Annotated in this window: 11 protein-coding genes and 1 pseudogene; 6 read left to right on the top strand and 6 right to left on the bottom strand. The window is 63.4% G+C overall.

Annotated elements, in window-relative coordinates; translation table 11 throughout:
* The first annotated feature begins 61 nt into the window (after positions 1-61).
* Complete coding sequence (locus ACVWVY_RS30145; protein WP_456629779.1) at positions 62-1,285, top strand: ABC transporter substrate-binding protein; 1,224 nt, start codon at positions 62-64, stop codon at positions 1,283-1,285.
* A gap of 37 nt (positions 1,286-1,322) precedes the next feature.
* Here ACVWVY_RS30145 and ACVWVY_RS30140 read toward each other — a convergent pair whose 3' ends face one another.
* The 3 genes and pseudogenes from ACVWVY_RS30140 to ACVWVY_RS30130 all read right to left on the bottom strand — a co-directional run bounded on the left by ACVWVY_RS30140 (position 1,323) and on the right by ACVWVY_RS30130 (position 4,542).
* Positions 1,323-1,772: an SRPBCC family protein gene (locus ACVWVY_RS30140; protein ID WP_456632343.1), complete on the bottom strand. Its 450-nt coding sequence runs from the start codon at positions 1,770-1,772 to the stop codon at positions 1,323-1,325.
* Positions 1,773-2,003: 231 nt separating this feature from the next.
* Positions 2,004-3,360 (bottom strand): annotated as a pseudogene (locus tag ACVWVY_RS30135) (peptidoglycan DD-metalloendopeptidase family protein).
* 123 nt (positions 3,361-3,483) lie between these two features.
* Entirely contained in the window at positions 3,484-4,542 is a 1,059-nt protein-coding gene (locus ACVWVY_RS30130) for a peroxiredoxin (protein ID WP_456629778.1), read from the bottom strand.
* On the opposite strand from ACVWVY_RS30130, the gene ACVWVY_RS30125 reads away from it, so the two are divergent.
* A complete protein-coding gene (locus ACVWVY_RS30125) occupies positions 4,486-8,169 on the top strand; it encodes a hypothetical protein (protein WP_456629777.1) in 3,684 nt (1,227 codons plus the stop codon). The genes ACVWVY_RS30130 and ACVWVY_RS30125 overlap by 57 nt on opposite strands.
* Here ACVWVY_RS30125 and ACVWVY_RS30120 read toward each other — a convergent pair.
* Together ACVWVY_RS30120 and tyrS are read right to left on the bottom strand one after the other, a co-directional pair.
* Entirely contained in the window at positions 8,166-9,413 is a 1,248-nt protein-coding gene (locus tag ACVWVY_RS30120; RefSeq protein WP_456629776.1) for an MFS transporter, read from the bottom strand. The genes ACVWVY_RS30125 and ACVWVY_RS30120 overlap by 4 nt on opposite strands.
* A 68-nt stretch (positions 9,414-9,481) precedes the next feature.
* The gene (tyrS, locus tag ACVWVY_RS30115) at positions 9,482-10,735 is read right to left on the bottom strand and encodes a tyrosine--tRNA ligase (protein ID WP_456629775.1); all 1,254 of its coding nucleotides are present in this window, start codon (positions 10,733-10,735) and stop codon (positions 9,482-9,484) included.
* A 177-nt stretch (positions 10,736-10,912) separates the two neighbouring features.
* On the opposite strand from tyrS, the gene ACVWVY_RS30110 reads away from it, so the two are divergent.
* The 3 genes from ACVWVY_RS30110 to ACVWVY_RS30100 all read left to right on the top strand — a co-directional run bounded on the left by ACVWVY_RS30110 (position 10,913) and on the right by ACVWVY_RS30100 (position 13,253).
* On the top strand, positions 10,913-12,013 hold the full coding sequence (locus tag ACVWVY_RS30110; RefSeq protein WP_456632342.1) for an anhydro-N-acetylmuramic acid kinase: 1,101 nt from the start codon (positions 10,913-10,915) through the stop codon (positions 12,011-12,013).
* A gap of 224 nt (positions 12,014-12,237) precedes the next feature.
* On the top strand, positions 12,238-12,915 hold the full coding sequence (locus tag ACVWVY_RS30105) for a glutathione S-transferase family protein (RefSeq protein ID WP_456629774.1): 678 nt from the start codon (positions 12,238-12,240) through the stop codon (positions 12,913-12,915).
* An 8-nt stretch (positions 12,916-12,923) separates the two neighbouring features.
* Positions 12,924-13,253, top strand: a complete 330-nt coding sequence (locus tag ACVWVY_RS30100; protein WP_456629773.1) for a DMT family transporter — start codon at positions 12,924-12,926, stop codon at positions 13,251-13,253.
* A 103-nt stretch (positions 13,254-13,356) separates the two neighbouring features.
* Here ACVWVY_RS30100 and ACVWVY_RS30095 read toward each other — a convergent pair whose 3' ends face one another.
* A complete protein-coding gene (locus tag ACVWVY_RS30095) occupies positions 13,357-14,004 on the bottom strand; it encodes an alpha/beta hydrolase (RefSeq protein WP_025589847.1) in 648 nt (215 codons plus the stop codon).
* Positions 14,005-14,296: 292 nt separating this feature from the next.
* Between ACVWVY_RS30095 and ACVWVY_RS30090 the strand changes: the two genes are divergently transcribed.
* Positions 14,297-15,451 carry a cysteine desulfurase family protein gene (locus ACVWVY_RS30090; RefSeq protein ID WP_456629772.1) on the top strand — a complete coding sequence of 385 codons (1,155 nt, stop codon included), beginning with the start codon at positions 14,297-14,299 and terminating at the stop codon, positions 15,449-15,451.
* Positions 15,452-15,465 lie beyond the last annotated feature (14 nt).

The following is a 15,465-nucleotide window of genomic DNA, read 5'->3' as shown; positions in this document are numbered from 1 at the left end:
GCGTTGATGCGACTTGCGAGACTTTGCCCGCAACAAGACTGAAAAAATGAGGGAGAAAACGATGCCGGTTCGCCTGCAGAACCTTGTGGCCGTGACAGTGTTCGCCGTCGCCGCAACGGTCGCCACCACGGCCCAAGCGCAGAAGAAATACGATCCCGGCGCCAGCGATACCGAAATCAAGATCGGCAACATCATGCCCTATAGCGGCCCGGCGTCGGCCTACGGCACGATCGGCAAGGCGCAGGCGGCCTATTTCAACAAGATCAACGCCGAGGGCGGCATCAACGGCCGCAAGATCAATTTTGTCAGTTATGACGACGCCTTCAGCCCGCCGAAGGCGGTCGAGCAGGCGCGCAAGCTGGTGGAAAGCGACGAGGTGCTCTTGGTCTTCCAGCCGCTCGGCACGCAGTCGAACTCCGCCATCCAGAAATACATGAACGCCAGGAAGGTGCCGCAGCTCTTTGTGGCGACGGGTGCCACGAAATGGGGCGATCCGCAGAATTTTCCGTGGACCATGGGCTGGCAGCCGAACTACCAGAGCGAAGGCCGCATCTACGCCGCCTACATTCTGAAGAATTTTCCAAACGGCAAGATTGCAGCGCTCTGGCAGAACGACGATGCCGGCAAGGACCAGATGAAGGGCTTGCGCGATGGCCTTGGCGACAAGGCCGGCATGATCATATCAGACAAATCCTACGAGGTCTCCGATCCCACCATCGATTCGCAGATCGTCGCGCTGAAGGATTCCGGCGCCGACATCATGATGACCTGGGCGGCGCCGAAGGGCGCGGCGCAGGCTATTCGGAAAGTTGCCGAGCTTGGATGGAAGCCGGTTTATTTCCTCGGCAATGTCTCGACCTCGGTGGCGGCGGTGCTCAAGCCGGCCGGCCTCGATAACTCGAAAGGCATTATTTCAACCGCCTATCTGAAGGATCCGACCGATCCGTTGTGGAAGGACGATCCGGGCATCAAGGCCTGGCTTGCCTTCATGGACAAGTATTTCCCTGACGGCGACAAGACCAACATCAACAACGTCTACGGCTATGCGACGGCGCAAACCATGGTGCAGGTGCTGAAGCAATGCGGCGACAACCTCACGCGCGAGAACGTGATGAAGCAGGCCGCGAGCCTGAAGGATTTTACCAGCGACGCACTGCTGCCGGGCATCAAGGTCAACACGGCCGCCAACGACTTCTTCCCGATCGAACAGATGCAGCTGATGAAGTTCAACGGCGAAGCCTGGGAAGTGTTCGGCGACATCATCACCGGCGAGGTGGGGCACTAAGGAGAGGCACCACAGCGTGGTGCCTCTCGACAAGTCACTATCCGGGAATGTCCGGCTCCACGAGGGACGCGAGCTGGGCGAGCGACTGTTGCCAGCCGAGATAGCAGGCTTCGACCGGAATCACCGTCGGCAGATTTGTCTGTTCGATGTTGATTTCGGTTCCGACCGAAACCGCTTTCAGGGTCACGGTGACCTCAATGACGCCAGGCAAATTGGGATCGTCGAAACGATCGGTGTAGCGGATACGCTCGTTAGGCACGATTTCCAGATATTCCCCGCCGAACGAATGGCCCGTATTCGTGGTGAAATTCGAAAACGACATCCTGAATGTGCCGCCAACCTTGGCCTCCAAATGGTGGACCTTGCAGGTGAAGCCGTAGGGCGGCAGCCACTTGGCCATGGCGTCCGCATCGAGGAAGGCACGAAAAACCTTTTCCGGCTTGGTGGCGAGAACACGATGCAAACGAACGGTGTTGCCTTGGGACATGACGTTATTTTCTCCATGACTGAGCGGAGTATATCGCAGGATTTGTTTGGGTAACTCAGTCTCTGCCACAAGGACGCCCGGCCTCACCGCGAGCCGACAAGGAGCGAAAAAAAATCACTGATGCGGGCGCGCGCCGGTTCCATCTTGGGCGACTGTGGAACGGCGAGGGTAGGATAGCGGACTATTCCGCGTGCGATCGACAAGCGAGCAAGCCGTTCTGACGGCGCGATGCTAGCCCGAGCTCAGCCTGACGCCTGCGCGCAAAAACTTCTGCGGGTCGACGGCATCGCCGTCGATCCGTGTTTCGTAGTGCAGGTGCGGGCCGGTGGAGCGACCGGTGGAGCCGACGGCGCCGATCACCTGTCCGATCTTGACGACGTCGCCGACCTTGACGTGAATTTCAGAGAGATGGCCGTAACGGGTCGACAGGCCGTTGCCATGGTCAACCTCCACCATACGGCCATAGCCGCCCGTCCATCCCGATGACAGCACCTTGCCGTTCGCGGTGGCGCGGACGGGATCGCCGGTGGCGGCGCGGAAGTCGAGGCCGGTATGCATGGCCGGGCGACCGAGGAAGGGATCGCTGCGGACACCGAAGCCCGAGGTAAATTCGACCTCGCCGACAACGGGCTTGCGATAGGGCACCAGCGCCAGCGTCGCGTTGAGACGCTGCACCTGGGTGCGGGTGAGGTTGATCCGGTAGAGCTGGCGCTCGAACGCGCCGGCGTCGGCCGAAAGCTTCACCGGCACGAACGGGCCGCCAATGGCGGAGCGCGGGGTGGCGGCTTCGAGCTGCGCCATGGTCGAGGCCGAGATCGCTGAACACGCCGCGCATCCGGCGGAGGCGCGATTCCATTCCATCCTCGACTGAACTCAAGGCCGCCATCTGGCGTCGCTCGACGGAATCGAGCGAGGTCTGCAGGCGGACCAGCACGTTGTCGACGCCCTGAACCTTGGCAAACTGATTTGGCTGCGGCTTGACGACGGTGGGCGCGCGCGATTCCAGCCGCGCTTCGCGATCCGGCGGTGCCACGAAGATCACGGTGTCGCTGATCGGGGAGGGTTTTAGGGTGCCGGAAGGTGGCGTCTCCGCGGCCGCGCCGCGTGCCGCGGGCCTGATCGAACCGGTGGCTGCAGTATCCGGGATCGCGCCGAGAGCAGTGGCGCGCGATTCGAGCGCGGTCTGGCGCCGCATGATCTGGTCGAGCTTCTGGTCGAACTGTTCCTGGTCGAGCAGCTGGCGGCTGGTGGTGCGGTCGACCTTGGAGCGCAGTTCCGCGATGCGGTCTTCATAGGCGTATTGCATTTCGGCCTGACGGGCGATCAGCCGGGTCAGGACGTCGTCGCGAAACGCGAAATAGGTGGCGGTCGCTGCCGACCACATGCCGAGCAACACGATCGTGCCGACAACGATCCAGAACACGACGGGGCCGAGCCGGACCTGCTTGCCGGCATGCACGATGGTGTAGCCGTCACCGTCTATCGCTGCGGCCTTTGCCACGTAGTTGGCGGGACGGCGGGGCGGTGTCCGGCCATGGTCGTGAGGATGGTGGTGGTCGGCATAATGGTGACCGGAACGGTACGACATCGGCACTCCCGCGCCGGTCGGAGATGAGTTCCGTACGGCTCAATTGTCTGCCGATTTGACCCTTTCATGGTTAATTTTTGGAAAATGGAGCCTGCCAAATCGCCTGCCAAGTCACCCACCAGGTCATATGGCCCGGACGGCGGCCAGCACCTCGTCGGCATGGCCGTCGACCCGCACATTGCGCCAGATTTTGGCGATCCGCCCATTGGCGTCGATCAGAACCGTCGTTCTAATGATCCCCATGAAGTTCCTGCCGTACATCGATTTTTCGCCCCATGCGCCATAGGCCTCCAGCATCTCATGTTGCTCATCCGAGATCAGAGGAACCGAAAGCTGGTGCTTGTTACGGAAGGATTCCTGGGCCTTGACGGTGTCTGCCGAGATGCCGAGTACCGCGGCTCCCTCGTCGGCAAACGCGCTCTCGAGCCGCGTGAAGTCGATCGCTTCCCGCGTGCAGCCGGGGGTGTCGGCCCTGGGATAGAAAAACAGCACCAGTTTCCTGCCGGCATAGTCGGCCAGCGAGACGCTGTCGCCGCCATCGCGGGGCAAATTGAAGGGGCGAGCCATCGCGCCTTCGACCAGTTCGGTTCCCGCATCCGGCTCAGGCGGAGCCGATAGATTGGATTTTATTAACTGTTTCGATGCCGGCTTGTGCGACGCTTTTGCTGACGTGGTTTTGGCCGTCTTGTCCGGTTTCGTGACGGTCGTCTTGGTGGCGGTTTTGGCTGCCTTGCTGGCTACCTTGGCGGCCGGCTTTTTGGCCGATGTCATCCCGCTGCGGAGGGCAGCTTTGCTGGGGGTCTTGATGGGGGACTTGATAGGGGTCTTGGCCGCGGCTGGTTTACGGGCGGGCGTCTCGCGGCTTTTGGGGGCTGGCTTGGAGGATTTCTTGCGCGTTTTCTTGGACATACGCCTTCCTTTCGTCGCTTTCCGCAGATCAACCATTAGGGTATTGCGGGTCTCGCCTTTGACCGCCGGATTCGCTCCGGCTGCTGGGCAAGTTTGATGACCCGGGAGTATGGTTACAAGGAATTCGACGCTACCCCCGTCCGCTCGTCGATGGGACCACCCAATCAATCCTTGGGCCCGACCACGAGTAACAGTATTAATCGAGGATTGGCAGCGATGCCGGCACAGGAGCGCTCGATAACGATCGAAGAGCGGGCCCTTGGCGGCAATCAACCTCAGCGCCGGCACCGAGAGGCAATGGCTAGGAATACTTCGCCCAAGGGGTCGAATCCGCGTGCCGAGGCCCACAGCTCGCAGTGGGATGATGCGGCTGGCTGGGATCAAGAGCCCGACGAGGCGGCGCGCCATCGGACAAAGCGGCTGCTCTCCCGCTCCAGTTCCGGCATGGACCGTCTGAACGACAAGTTTGCAGCGCTGCAGCGATGGCTGACCGGCGAACGCTGGGTCAAGCGCGTGGCAATTGTGATCGGCGTACTGGCGGTGATTTTCACCGGCTGCTTCGGCGGGCTGTGGTGGCGGCTCGGCGCCGGGCCCATCAATCTCGACGTCGCAACGCCCTGGCTGGCAGCGGCGATCGAGGAAAATATCGGCCACGGCAATACGGTTGCAGTCGGCGGTACACAGATCGAGCGCGCCGGGCGGATTCGAATCGCGGTGCGCATCCGCGACATCGTGGTGCGCGACCGCGACCAGGTCATCGTCGCCACCGCGCCGAAGGCCGAGGTGAAATTATCAGGCACGGCGCTTCTGATGGGGCGGCTGCGCGCTGAAAGCCTCAATCTGGTCGACGCCGAACTTGCGGTGCGAATCACGCCGGACGGCCAGGTGACGGTGTCCGCCGGCGATACCGCCAAGCCGCTGGCGACGGGTGTCGCCTCCAAGCGCGATGCCGGCATGGCGCCGACATTCCCCCGCCAGGCGCCTGCGCCCGCCCAAGGCGCGGCGGCTGCAGTTCCCGACACGATGCAGAACGGATTGCTGGCCGGCCTCGACTGGCTCGACAGCCTCAGCCTGACCGGCCTCGACGGACAGAATCTGAATGAGATCGGCCTCAAGAACGGCAATCTCATCGTCGACGACCAGCAGCGCGGCAACAAATGGACGTTTGAGAATATCAGCCTCAGCATGCGCCGGCCGCGCAGCGGCGGGGTCGCGGTGAGCCTTGGCGAGGAGGGCGCGCGCCCGTGGTCGCTCAAGGTCGTGGTCGGGCCGCAGCAGAACGGCGTGCGATCCGTCGATCTTCACGCCGACAAGTTGCCGGCCGCCAATATCCTGCTGGCGATGCGGGTCAAGGATCTCACCTACAGCGCCGAGCTGCCGCTTTCCGGCGAACTGAAAGGCGAACTGGGCCGCGACGGCCTGCCGACCTACTTCCGCGGCAAGGTCACGGCGGGCGCCGGGCATCTCATCGACAGCGATACGCCTGACTATCCGATGCCGATCGATTCGGCAGAGATGAGCGTCGAATGGGATGCCGGACGGCGCGTGCTGGTCGCGCCTTTCAAGGTCGTTTCCGGCGCGAACCGGATCACGTTGCTGGGTCATCTCGAACCGCCGAACGGGGCCACCACTGAATGGCAGGCCGGCCTTAGCGGTGGCACGATCCTGCTGGCCGGCACCGACAACGAACCGCCACTGATCTTCAACCGCATCGCGATCGGGATGAAGTTCGACACCGACCGGAAGCGCGTGCTGCTCACCCAGGCCGATATCAGCAATGGCGAGATCGGCATCGCCGGCACCGGCAGCATCGACTATGCCAACGAGGCGCGTCTGCAGCTTGGTTTCGCGGGTACGCCGATGTCGGCATCGGCGCTGAAACGGATATGGCCGATCCTGATCGTGCCCGAAGTGCGCGAATGGGTGATCGAGCGGATCGAGAAGGGTACGCTTCAGCGCATCGAGGTCGGCGTCAATTCGCCGGTGCGTAATCTGCCGCGCAAGGGGCCCCCGATTCCGGATGATGGTCTCGCCGTCAACATCGTTGCGTCGGGCGTCACGGTTCGCCCGGTCAACGGCATGCCCGCGGTCCGCGATGCGGATTTGAAAGCGCGGGTTACCGGGCGAACGGCAACGGTGACGATCGGGCAGGGAATTGCCGACACGCCCGCCGGGCGCAAGATCAACATTTCCGATTTCTCGTTCGAGGTGCCGGACATGGCGCCGAAGCCGTCGCCCTCGCGGGTGAAGTTCAGGGTGGATTGCCCGGTGCCGGCGGCGGCCGAGATCCTGGCTTCCGACCGCATCAGCGATCTCTCCGGCACGCTGATTGATCCGAACGCCAGCAAGGGGACGGTTGCCGCCACCATCACGCTCGCCATGCCGGTCACGGGATCGATGACCAAGGCCGACACCACCTACACCGTCATGGCGGATCTGGTCGGGTTTGCCGCCGACAAGCTCGTGATGAACCAGAAGCTGGAATCCAATACGTTGAAGCTGGTCGCCAACAATGCCGGCTACCAGGTCAAGGGTGACGTCAAGATCAACGGTCAGCCGGCCTCGCTGGATTATCGCAAGGCGAACGAGGGCGACGCCGACATCAGGCTGCAGGCGACGCTGGATGACGCCAGCCGGCAACGCCTCGGGATCGATCTCGGATCCGCCGTCACCGGCGCCATTCCGATCAAGGTGATCGGCAAGATCGGCGAGAATGACAGCCGCGTCGGCATCGAGGCCGATCTGACCTCGCTGCGTCTCGACAACATCCTGCCGGGCTGGGTCAAGGTGCCCGGCAAGTCGGGCAAGGCGACGTTCATCGTGGTGAAGAAGGAACAATCGACGCTGTTCCAGGACATCGTGGTCGAAGGCGGCGGCGTCTCGATCAAGGGATCGCTGGAAGTCGATCAGAACGGCGACCTGTTGAACGCGAACTTCCCGACCTACGCGCCGTCGGACGGCGACAAGACCTCGCTGAAAGCCGAGCGCGGCGCCGACGGCGTCGTCAAGGTCATGATGCGCGGCGACGTGTTCGACGGCCGCGGATTCCTCAAGTCGGCGATAACCGGCAAGGATGCCGATCCCAAGAGCAGGTCGAGGAACATCGACCTCGACATCGACCTCAAGCTCGGCGCGGTGCAGGGATTCGGCGGCGAGGCGTTGCGCAGCGTCGATAGCAAGTTCTCCCGCCGCAACGGTATCGTGAAAAACTTCACGCTCTCCGGCAAGGTCGGGCGCGACACTACTCCGGTGACGGCGGACTTGCGCGGCCGCGGACAGGGGCGGGGACGCGACGTCATTGTGCTGCAGACCGATGACGCCGGCGCTTTCTTCCGCTTCACCGATATGTATTCCAAGATTATTGGCGGCCAGCTCGAACTCGCATTGGAGCCTCCGACCGTCGAACCCAGCGCCAAGGAAGGCCTGATCAACGTCCGCAGCTTCTCCATCAAGGGTGAAGCTTCGCTCGACCGCGTCGCCGCGGGAGGGTCTACCGGCACCCAGAGCGGCGTTTCCTTTTCGGCATTGCGCGCCGAGTTCACCCGGCAGAGCGGACAACTCGCGATCAGGGATGGTGTCGTGAAGGGGCCGATGATCGGTGCGACCATCGAAGGCAATATCGATACCGTCGCCAACCAGGTGCGCATGAGCGGCACCTTCGTTCCGATGTACGGGCTGAACAACATGTTCGGCCAGATTCCGGTGCTCGGCCTGTTCCTCGGCAACGGCAACAATGAAGGCTTGATCGGCGTGACCTACGAGGTCGTCGGCACGCCGGGGCAACCAGTGCTGCGCGTCAATCCGATTTCGGCGATCTTTCCCGGCGTGACGCGAAAGATCATGGAATTCAACACCGGCAAGCAGAACAACAGCCCGATCGAACTGCCGCCGAATAACTAGCGCCGCAGCGCCGGAACGACCAGAAACGGGATCATCCCGAGCACCACGGCGACCAGCGCGAAGACGATCACGGGATCGTAGCTGTGGGTCCAATCGTGGATCAGGCCGCCGGCCCAGGCGCCGAGCCCCGAGCCAAGACCGCTACCGATCGAGATCGTGCCGTAGATCGTGCCGACCCGTTCGCCGCGAAAGATCTTCATCGCGGTCGCCGTGATCAGCGGGCCGCGCGAACCGATCATGCTGCCGAAGGTCACGACGAAGGCGCCGAGCAGCCAGAAGTTCGGATAGAACCGCAGCAGCCAGAGCAGGATGATGCCTAGAATCGAGACGGCGTAGCTGAGCAGCACCGATGGCCTTCGTCCGATCACCGTATCGAGTTGCGTCACGCCCAGCATACCGAACAGCAGCACCACGCCGGAAAAGCCCCAGGCGGTCGCCGCCTGCAGCGGCGGAAACCCAGCGTCGATCAGATAGGCAACGATCTGCGCGGCAAGCGCATACATCCCCACCGCCGTGAAGAAGAAGGTTGCAAACAGCGCCCAGAATGCGTGGTGGCGCATGGCGCTCGCGAGCGTCCAGCCCGCGTCGACGAAACCGGAATCGGCTTTTCTGGCGATGTGCGGCGAGCCCCTGGAAAACAGCCGCCACGGCAGCAGCAGCAACGGCGCCAGCAGGCACAGCGCGACGATGCCGAAAATCTGGTAGGCGCCGCGCCAGCCGAGATGATCGATCAGCAGTTGCGAGGCGGGTAGCACCACCAGCACACCCGCGCCTGCCGCGGAATAGACCACCGCCATCGCCGTCGGCAGGCGTGGGCCGAACCAGCGGCCGAGCAGGATCGAATTTGGCACGTTGCCGATGAAGGCGATGCCGATCCCGACGGCGAGCCCTACGCTCAACTGGAATTGCCACAGCGCCTGCGCCAGCGAGGCGACCAGGAACGCACCGCCGAGCAGCAACAGTCCCAGCGAATAGACGGTGCGGGGGCCGTAACGGTCGAACAGCCGGCCGACCACCGGGGCCGTCAGTCCGCCCGCCAGCCAGGTCAGTGAATAGACCGAGACCACCTGGGCGCGGTCCCAGCCGAAATTCTCCGCGATCGGTTTGAGGAAAACCGTAAAGCTCTCGCCGAGGCCGCGGCCGACAAGCGCCAGCGTAGAGCAGAGCGCCAGCACGTTGAGCGCAACCCGCCCCGGCTTGAGCGGCCTGGCCAACGCATCTCCCTCTGGCGTCTTGCTGTCCATGGGACGCAGGGAGCGCGTTTCCGCAGCTCCCGCAAGCATCAAAAGCGAATGCGCCTATGCAGGCCCGATCAGGTGGGTTTCAGCAGGACGTGCTTTTTCTTCCCCATGGAAAGCTTGATGACGCCTTCCGGCGTGAGGCTGGACGACGTCAGCACCATCTTCTCGTCGGTGACGGCGTCGTCGTTGACGCGCAAGCCGCCACCCTTGATCTGGCGCCGTGCCTCGCCGTTCGAGGCCACGAGGCCGGCCTTGACGAAGGCGCCCAGGACGCCGATGCCGGCCTCTAGCTCGCCGCGCGAAACTTCCACGGTCGGCAGGCTCTCCGCGATCGCGCCTTGCTCAAACGTTTGCCGGGCGGTTTCGGCGGCCGTGTTGGCGGCGTCGCGACCGTGCAGCAGCGCGGTCGCTTCCGTCGCCAAAACCTTCTTGGCTTCGTTGATCTCGCCGCCCTGCAGCGCCGCCAGCTTTGCGATCTCGCTCATCGGCAGGATCGTGAACAGCTTTAGAAACTTGACGACGTCGGCGTCCTCGGCGTTGCGCCAGTATTGCCAGAAATCGTAGGGCGAGAATTGATCCGCATTGAGCCACACGGCGCCCTGCGCGGTCTTGCCCATCTTGGCGCCTGACGCGGTCGTCAAGAGCGGCGTCGTCAGCGCGAACAATTGCTCCGTGCCCATGCGGCGGCCGAGATCGACGCCGTTGACGATGTTGCCCCATTGATCGGAGCCGCCCATCTGGAGGCGGCATCCGGTGCGCCGCGCCAGTTCGACGAAGTCGTAGGCCTGGCAGACCATGTAGTTGAACTCGATGAAGCTCATCTCCTGCTCGCGTTCGAGACGCAGCCGCACCGAGTCCATCGTCAGCATGCGGTTGACGGAGAAATGCCGGCCGATATCGCGCAGCATCTCGATCCAGTTCAGCTTCGTCAGCCACTCGGCATTGTCGAGCATGATGGCATCGCTCGGGCCGGAGCCGTAGCGAAGTACCTTCGCGAACACGCCGCGGATCGAGGCCTTGTTGGCCTCGATTTCCTCGATCGTGCGGATGGCGCGCGATTCATCCTTGCCGGAGGGGTCGCCGACCATGGTGGTACCGCCGCCCATCAGAGTGATCGGCTTGTTTCCGCTCTGCTGCAGCCAGTGCAGCATCATCATGGTGAGGTAGTTGCCGATATGCAGCGACGGCGCCGTGCAGTCGTAGCCGACATAGGCAGTCGCCTGGCCCTTGGCGGCAAGCGCGTCGAGGCTCTCGAAATCGGAGCATTGGTGGATGAAGCCGCGTTCTTTTAAAATGTTCAGGAAATCTGATTTAAATGCGGTCATGGGCGGGCTGCTTTGATCATTCTATTTTCACTGTAATTGTAACTGTTTGCGGAACCATGGCGGAACGGGCTGCCGCAAATCCGGCCGCTGTGGCATTATAAGATGTCCGTGTTTGGCACAAGCTGGTCGTCGTCGGCGGGACGGATCGAGCAGGGCGTTGCAAAGGCACGATTTGCGATGATGTTGACGGCACTTGGTCTGATGAGCGGCACCTCGCTTGACGGGGTGGATGTCGCTTTGATTGAGACCGATGGCCGCCGGGTAAACGCCCTGGGGCCGTCCGGATACCGGCCCTACACCGACGCGGAGCGCGGCCTGCTGCGCCAGGCGCTATACGAGGCCGCCGACCTGCCGGATCGCGAGGCGCGGCCCGGCTGCCTGCGCGAGGCCGAGCGGGTCGTCACGGCTGCGCATGCCGAGGCGGTGGCCGCCTTTACCGCGCAACACCGGATGCGCTTCGACGATATCGACATCGTCGGCTTTCACGGCCAGACCGTGCTGCACCGGCCCGAGAAAAAGCTGACGGTCCAGATTGGCGACGCAGCCGCTCTTGCCAGGCTGATCCACGTTCCGGTCATGTACGATTTCCGCGCTGCCGACGTCGATGCCGGCGGGCAGGGCGCGCCCTTTGTGCCGGTCTATCACCGCGCGCTCGCCCAATCGCTGGATTGGGAGGGGCCGACCGTCGTGGTCAATATAGGCGGCGTCGCCAACATCACCTATATCGACGGCGACACGCTGATCGCCTGCGACACCGGCCCGGGCAACGCGCTGCTCGACGACTACATGTTCCGCTGGCTGAACCAGCGTTTCGATAACGAGGGCCGCACCGCCGCGCTGGGCAAGGTGGATGCGGCCTGGATCAACCGCGCGCTGCAGATGCCGTTCTTTTCGCTGCCGCCGCCGAAATCGCTCGATCGCAACGACTTTGAGAGGTTGAAGCTCGGCGACATACCGCCCGAGGACGGCGCGGCGACGCTGACCGCGTTTACTGTCGCCGCGATCACTCGCGTGGTGCCGCTGCTGCCGAAGGAGCCCAAGAACTGGATCGTGGCCGGTGGCGGCGCCCGCAACCTCACCATGCTGCGGATGCTGCGCGAGTGCCTGGAGCCTGCGACCGTCCGGGCCGCGGACACGCTGGGCTGGGCGTCCGACGCCATCGAGGCGCAGGCCTTCGGATTCCTTGCGGCGCGCGGCCTGAAAGGCCTGCCGCTGAGCTACCCCGCCACCACGGGGGTGCCGTTCCCGATGACCGGGGGCATCATCGCGCGGCCTTGAGGTCAGATACCCGTCGGCGGCGCGCCGCGGGCTCACAACACAAAACATCGAAAACAACCCCATGCAAAGTAGAACCGGGGCGGCCGTTGCGGCGGCCCGGGCCGCGCGCACCCCGGGGAGGGACGGCGCGTACACGCCTTGTTGTTCGGCCAGGGTCGGCGGCCGGTTGACAGATTGATGCACTTGCATCTAAATAGATGCAGATGCATTAATTGGAGGATACCATGCCCGCCAAATTGAAACTGATCAGCCACAAGCTTTGCCCCTATGTGCAGCGCGCCGTCATCGCGCTCACCGAAAAGGGCGTTCCGTTCGAGCGGATCGATATCGATCTCGCGAACAAGCCGGACTGGTTTTTGAAGATTTCGCCGCTCGGCAAGGTGCCGGTGCTGCTGGTCGAGACCGCGGACGGCGAAGCGGCGCTGTTCGAGAGCAACGTTATTTGCGAGTACATCGAGGATACGCAAGGCGGCGCAAGACTGCATCCGCTGGATACGCTGCAGCGCGCGCAGCACCGCGCCTGGATGGAGTTCGGCTCCGCAATTCTGAGCGAGCTCTGGGGCCTGGAGACGACGGGCGATCCCGCGGTCTTTGAAACCAAGCGGAAGGCCGTTGCCGCGAAGTTCGCGCAGGTCGAAAAGACGCTCGGCGCGGGACCGTTCTTTGTGGCCGCGGATTTCAGCCTGGTGGACGCGGTGTTCGCGCCGATCTTCCGTTACTTCGACGTGTTCGATGAATTGATCGATCTTTCGGTGTTTGCCGATACGCCGAAGGTGCGCGCATGGCGAAAGGCGTTGGCGCAGCGGCCGAGCGTGCGCACGGCGGTCGGGCCCGACTATCCGCAATTGCTGCACGCGTTCCTGGTGCGCCATGACGCGCACATGCTGAAACTCGCAGCCTAGGCACCGCGATGTCGCCGCAGATCGCCTGGGTCGCGCTCGTCACCGCCGGCCTTCTCGACGTTGGCTGGGCGATTTCGATGAAATACGCCGACGGCTACACGCGCCTCGGCTGGAGCATCGTCTCGCTGGTCTTGCTGGCGGCGTTCGTTTTCCTGCTTGGGCGCGCGCTGCAGGTGCTGGAAATCGGCGTTGCCTACACGGTGTGGACCGGCATCGGTGCGGTCGGCACCTTGACCATGGGCGTCTTGCTGTTCGGTGAGGCGCTGAGCCCGATGAAGATCGCAGGCATCGTGCTTGTGCTGATCGGGATCGCGGCGCTGAAGTTCGCGCCGGCGTAGGTCCTTAGAGCGTAGGGCGGATTTGCGAGGCGCAATCCGCCGTCTTCGTGAACATCGGTGGGTTACGGCTTCGCCTAACCCACCCTACAGAGCATCGACAATGCTAGCGGACGTTCGCCAGCCGCATGTCGAGATAGCCGGTCACCGTCTCCATCAGCGGCTCCAGCTTGCCGTCGAAGAAGTGGTTGGCGCCGGGGATGATCTGCTGGTCGATCACGATGCCCTTTTGCGTCTTCAGCTTCTCGACCAGCGTGTTGACGTCTTTCGGCGGCACCACCGCGTCCTTCTCGCCATGCACGATCAGGCCCGAGGACGGGCAGGGCGCGAGGAAGGAGAAGTCGTAGAGATTGGCGGGCGGCGCGATCGAGATGAAGCCTTCGACTTCGGGCCGGCGCATCAGGAGCTGCATGCCGATCCAGGCGCCGAACGAGAAGCCGGCAACCCAGCAGGCGCGCGCTTCGGGATTGATGGTCTGTGCCCAGTCGAGCGCGGAAGCCGCATCCGACAATTCGCCGGTGCCGTGATCGAACGAACCCTGGCTGCGGCCGACGCCACGAAAATTGAATCGCAGCACCGAGAAGCCGCGATGCGCAAACGCGTAGTAGCACTGGTAGACGATCTGGTGATTCATCGTGCCGTGAAACTGCGGGTGCGGATGCAGGATCATCGCGATCGGCGCGTTCTTCTGCTTGGCCGGGTGATAACGGCCTTCGAGGCGGCCCGCAGGGCCGGTGAAAATGACTTCAGGCATTCATGATCCTTGGAAGTGTTCCTTGGCAACGGCCGTGATCAGGTGGAGAAGGAATGCGATCAGGCGTCGTTGGGTGGTGCGCAAACGGCGCTCCCGTGAAACTGGTGGCGGCGTTCTAGCATGAGGCGAGGGGCAAAAAGCAAGCATCTTGAACATCTGGAAGGCAGTTCAAGGCGTTAGGCTTTGATTGTAAGAGACGGCGCGATCCCCAATTGCGATAAGGCATCTTGCGCCGGCGTGAGGCCGACGCTCGCTGGAGCTGCTCTGCCGATATAGGTAATATTGTACTGAAATGCCTGACCGGGTCTATCTCGACTGGAATGCGACGACGCCGCTTCGCCCTGAGGCCCGGCAGGCGATGGCGGCTGCCTGGGAGGTGGCCGGCAATCCGTCCTCGGTCCACGCCGAAGGGCGTCAGGCGCGCCGGCTGGTCGAGGACGCGCGTGCCGCCATCGCGGCGGCGGTCGGCGCCCGTCCGCAGGATGTGGCGTTTACGTCGGGTGGCACCGAGGCAAACGCGCTGGCGCTGACGCCGGGGCTACGACGGGGCGCGGGCGAACCGGTCCGTCGGCTGTTGGTCTCGGCCATCGAGCACACGTCGGTGCTGTCGGGGGGGCGTTTCTCGCCGGAGGCGGTCGGGACCATCCAGGTCACCGGATCCGGCCTGATCGACCGCGACCATCTGCGGAGGCTTGTTGCCGATGGGCAGCCGGCGCTTGTCTCGGTCATGCTGGCCAATAACGAGACCGGCGCGCTTCAACCGGTCGGCGAAGTCGCTGACATCGTGCATGAAGCAGGCGGGCTGCTGCACGTCGATGCAATCCAGGCGCTGGGAAAAATACCGTTTGATTTGAAATCGATGAAGGCCGATCTGGTTACGCTTTCTGCGCACAAGATCGGCGGTCCCAAAGGCGTCGGCGCACTGGTTCTGGCCGAGGACGTACAGGGGCTGGAGCCGCTGCTGCGCGGCGGGGGTCAGGAGCTGGGCCGCCGGGCCGGCACCGAGAATGTCGCAGGGATCGCGGCGTTTGGCGCTGCCGTGCGGGCCGCCATGGCCGCCCTGGAGGGCGATGCCGCCCGGCTGCGGGGCTTGAGGGACCGCCTTGAGGCAGGCCTGAAGCAAACTCCTGATATGATCGTGTTCTCCGAGGACGTGCCGCGCCTGCCCAACACCACCCTGTTCACGGTTCCCGGGCTCAAGGCCGAAACGGCCGTAATTGGCTTCGATCTGGGCGGTATTGCGGTATCCTCGGGGTCCGCCTGCTCGTCCGGCAAGGTTCAGCCCTCGCACGTCCTGGCCGCCATGGGGGTTGGCGGGGAACTGGCGCAGGGAGCGGTGCGGCTCAGTCTGGGCTGGTCTACCTCTGAGGCGGGCATTGATTTGGCCCTTCAGGCTTGGCGAAAGCTCGCCGATGCCTTACTTAGAGGGCGACGAAACACGGCTTGAAACGTTCTAAGTAT

The organism is Bradyrhizobium sp. URHC0002 (assembly GCF_054059515.1).
The sequence above is the reverse complement of the archived record's forward strand: the minus strand, read 5'-3'. Positions and strand labels throughout refer to the sequence as shown.

Bases quoted from the DNA above. Each gene is read 5' to 3' on its own strand.
- ACVWVY_RS30140 (WP_456632343.1), bottom strand. From the start codon at position 1,772: ATGTCCCAAGGCAACACCGTTCGTTTGCATCGTGTTCTCGCCACCAAG.
- ACVWVY_RS30120 (WP_456629776.1), bottom strand. From the start codon at position 9,413: ATGGACAGCAAGACGCCAGAGGGAGATGCGTTGGCCAGGCCGCTCAAG.
- ACVWVY_RS30100 (WP_456629773.1), top strand. From the start codon at position 12,924: ATGTCGCCGCAGATCGCCTGGGTCGCGCTCGTCACCGCCGGCCTTCTC.
- ACVWVY_RS30110 (WP_456632342.1), top strand. From the start codon at position 10,913: ATGATGTTGACGGCACTTGGTCTGATGAGCGGCACCTCGCTTGACGGG.
- ACVWVY_RS30095 (WP_025589847.1), bottom strand. From the start codon at position 14,004: ATGCCTGAAGTCATTTTCACCGGCCCTGCGGGCCGCCTCGAAGGCCGT.
- ACVWVY_RS30105 (WP_456629774.1), top strand. From the start codon at position 12,238: ATGCCCGCCAAATTGAAACTGATCAGCCACAAGCTTTGCCCCTATGTG.
- ACVWVY_RS30090 (WP_456629772.1), top strand. From the start codon at position 14,297: ATGCCTGACCGGGTCTATCTCGACTGGAATGCGACGACGCCGCTTCGC.
- tyrS (WP_456629775.1), bottom strand. From the start codon at position 10,735: ATGACCGCATTTAAATCAGATTTCCTGAACATTTTAAAAGAACGCGGC.
- ACVWVY_RS30145 (WP_456629779.1), top strand. From the start codon at position 62: ATGCCGGTTCGCCTGCAGAACCTTGTGGCCGTGACAGTGTTCGCCGTC.
- ACVWVY_RS30125 (WP_456629777.1), top strand. From the start codon at position 4,486: ATGCCGGCACAGGAGCGCTCGATAACGATCGAAGAGCGGGCCCTTGGC.